We start from the raw sequence: 2,728 nt of genomic DNA, 5'->3' as shown, positions 1-2,728 counted from the left end.
GTTGTGGGTCATCGGAGTCACTCCTCGTGCGGTTCTCCTGTTGGGCGCATTCTGGGCGATCTACGGCCTGGTCTTCGGACTGCTCGACGGATTCCTGGAACCGATGACCGAGTTGTGCGTCGAGATCCTGCAGAACGTCGGGCTCATGCGGTACCGCACGAGTTACTCGAGCATCGAGACTCTCGCGGCTCGGGGTCTGTATGATGCAGCGGCCAATGAATACCTGGATCGATCACGCCAGGAGAATGGAGACGCTGAAGCCCTGGTTCGGCGCGCGGCGATTCTGGCGGGGCCGCTTTCCAATCCCGGGATGGCGGCACTCGAGCTGCACAACTATCGCGACACCCGTCGGCTCCGACCGGCAGATGACATCAAGATCGGCTTGGCGCTGGTCGAGCTCTACGATCGCAGACTGGCCGCGCCGGGTCGTGCCATGACCGAGTTGCGCCGGTTGATTGACTTGTATCCCGGTGGCGCCCGGCAGCTGCGCCGGACGCTGAACCAGTTCCGGCACGAACAGTTCGGCGCCGCTTCCGAGGAGGACAGTACCCCATCGTGAACCGACTCATCTTCTGGGATGTCGATACCCAATGCGACTTCATTTCCCCCGACGGGAAGCTTCACGTCCCCCGCGCCGAGGCGATCGTGCCCCGACTGGCGGCGCTCACCGACTACGCCCACACCAACGGCATTCGCATCGTCGCCAGCGCCGAAGAACACCTCCCTGGCGATTCGGAGTTCAGCGATCACCCGGATTTCGAAACGACCTGGCCGCCCCACTGCGTTCGGGGAACGCCGGGACAGCAGAAGATCCCGGAGACGGCTCTGCCGGATGCGCTGGCAATCAGCTTTGATCGCCAGGAGCCCGAGGTCCTGCGGCTTGGGCTGAGCCGTCACGCCGGCAATCTCCTGATTCTGAAGCGCCACTTCGACGTATTCAGCAATCCCAACACCGACACCGTGGTTCGCGCCCTCGATCCCGAGGCGGTCGTGGTGTATGGGCTCCCGCTCGAAATCTGCGTGCGCCACGTGGTCGAGGGGTGGCTCGCCCGTCGTCCCCACACTCGGCTCTTCGTGGTGACAGACGCGGTGAAGGCGGTGCGTTATGAGCTGGGCGAGCACGCGCTGCGCGACTGGGGAGACGCCGGAGTGCGGCTGGTCAAAGCTGAAGAGGTCGTATCGGAGGGAACGTTGGACACCTGGCTCAAGCCCGCGTGACCTCTTCAAGCCTGGGCCAGCTTTTCAGTACCTCGCAGCCCGTCATCCTACTCCCTGGGGCCGTTGACCGATTCATGGAGCTGGCGGTGCGGAGCCTCGTCCGGCACCGCATGCTCGTGGTGATTGCGGGAAGTCGCGCCGAACGCTATGCCACAATTGGAGAGGCTTGTGGCCGGGACGTAGCGCGGGCCTGCGTGCCGCCGGGGCAGGCGATGCGTCCCGAATGGCTGGATCGTTTTCTTCGGAGCCCGGACTTCGACGCTGTGGCTGTGGTCCAGCAGGAGGACGCACAGGGCGAACCGATGCCGCTGGCGGAGCTGGCCCCGGTTGTCCGGCGTTCCGGCGCGCTGCTCATCGCCGACGTCAGCTTTTCAGTCGGGCATTCTCCGGTCCAGGCTGATCAGTGGGGATTGGATCTGGTGTTCGCGGGAGGCGAGGGCGGGAGTCCGATTCCCTCGTGGCTCGTGCTGGGAGCTGCTTCAAGTCGGGCGCTGCAACGCGCCCAGTCGATGCCCGGGCGGGGCCAGGCGCTGGATCTCGTCGCCCATCATGCTGCCGCTGCGGAAGGAACTACACTCGATCCCCTGCCCGAACCGCGCGACGCGGTTCAGGCCAGGATCCTCAGCGCTCTTCAACCTTGAATCGGCTTACCTCTCCGAACAGCGCCTGCGCGGCGTGGGCCAGTTGTTGTGCGGAGTTCGCGATCTCGGTCGTGGAGGCGCTCAGCTCCTGAGACGAAGCGGCAATCTCCTCGGCCGCCGCGGCCACGTCCTCCGTGCCGCCGGAGACTTCCGACATCCGTCCGACGATCCCACCGATCAGCCCGCGAACCTCATCCGCCGATTTCGAGATTTGTCGAGTCCAGCTGTCGTTCTGTTCGGCATCCCCGGCGACGCGCGATAGTCCCCGCGCCGCAGTGTCCGCGGCGACCCGCGCGGCCTGGCCACCCTTGGCGAGGCGGAGCAGCCGGTCGCGCGCCAGCTCGACCCGGGTCTGCACCGCGCGCACCGTATCGCTGGTCGAAGTCGCAGCCTGCGCGGCCTGACCTGCCAGCTTTCGCACTTCCTCCGCCACCACCGCGAAGCCACGCCCTTCCTCGCCGGCCCGCGCGGCCTCGATTCCCGCGTTGAGCGCCAGCATGTGGGTTTGCCGAGCGATGGCCTTGGTCTGAGTCACGAACTTTCCGATTTCTTCGCTGGCCGACGCGAGTGCCGTCGCCTCCTCGGCGCCGCGCTCAACCTCTTCTGCGAGACGCTGCAGCTCGGCGGAGCTTTCATCCAGCTGTTCCTTGTGGGATCGAGCCAGCTCAGCCAGGGCCGCATTCCGCTCGGCGGACCCTAGCGCGCTCGCGGCCAACTCTTCCGCGATCGCGAGAATCTTGGCCGCGTCTTCCGCGGCCGCCCGGACCAGTGTCGCCTGCCGGGTGGCGCGGTCGGTGAGATCGTTGCAGGTGCCCGAGACCTCTTCGGTCGAAGCGCTCATCTCCTCGGTAGCGCTGGAGATCTCCTGC

Annotated in this window: 4 protein-coding genes; 3 read left to right on the top strand and 1 reads right to left on the bottom strand. The window is 66.1% G+C overall.

Annotation, left to right across the window (positions count from 1 at the left end; genetic code table 11):
* The 3 genes from VFW45_02495 to VFW45_02485 form a co-directional block, all read left to right on the top strand.
* The coding region (locus VFW45_02495; GenBank protein HEU5179634.1) for a hypothetical protein at positions 1–559 on the top strand (559 nt) is incomplete at its 5' end.
* On the top strand, positions 556–1,218 hold the full coding sequence (locus VFW45_02490; protein ID HEU5179633.1) for an isochorismatase family protein: 663 nt from the start codon (positions 556–558) through the stop codon (positions 1,216–1,218). The genes VFW45_02495 and VFW45_02490, both read left to right, overlap by 4 nt.
* 74 nt (positions 1,219–1,292) lie before the next feature.
* Positions 1,293–1,859, top strand: coding sequence for an aminotransferase class V-fold PLP-dependent enzyme (locus VFW45_02485; protein ID HEU5179632.1), 567 nt, complete (start codon positions 1,293–1,295; stop codon positions 1,857–1,859).
* Here the strand turns inward: VFW45_02485 and VFW45_02480 are convergent.
* On the bottom strand, positions 1,840–2,728 hold an 889-nt coding region (locus VFW45_02480), incomplete at its 5' end, for a methyl-accepting chemotaxis protein (GenBank protein HEU5179631.1). The genes VFW45_02485 and VFW45_02480 overlap by 20 nt on opposite strands.

The organism is Candidatus Polarisedimenticolia bacterium, assembly GCA_035764505.1.
In the GTDB taxonomy this organism is placed as follows: domain Bacteria; phylum Acidobacteriota; class Polarisedimenticolia; order Gp22-AA2; family AA152; genus AA152.
Note: the sequence above shows the minus strand (reverse complement) of the source record. Positions and strands in the feature narration are given on the sequence as shown.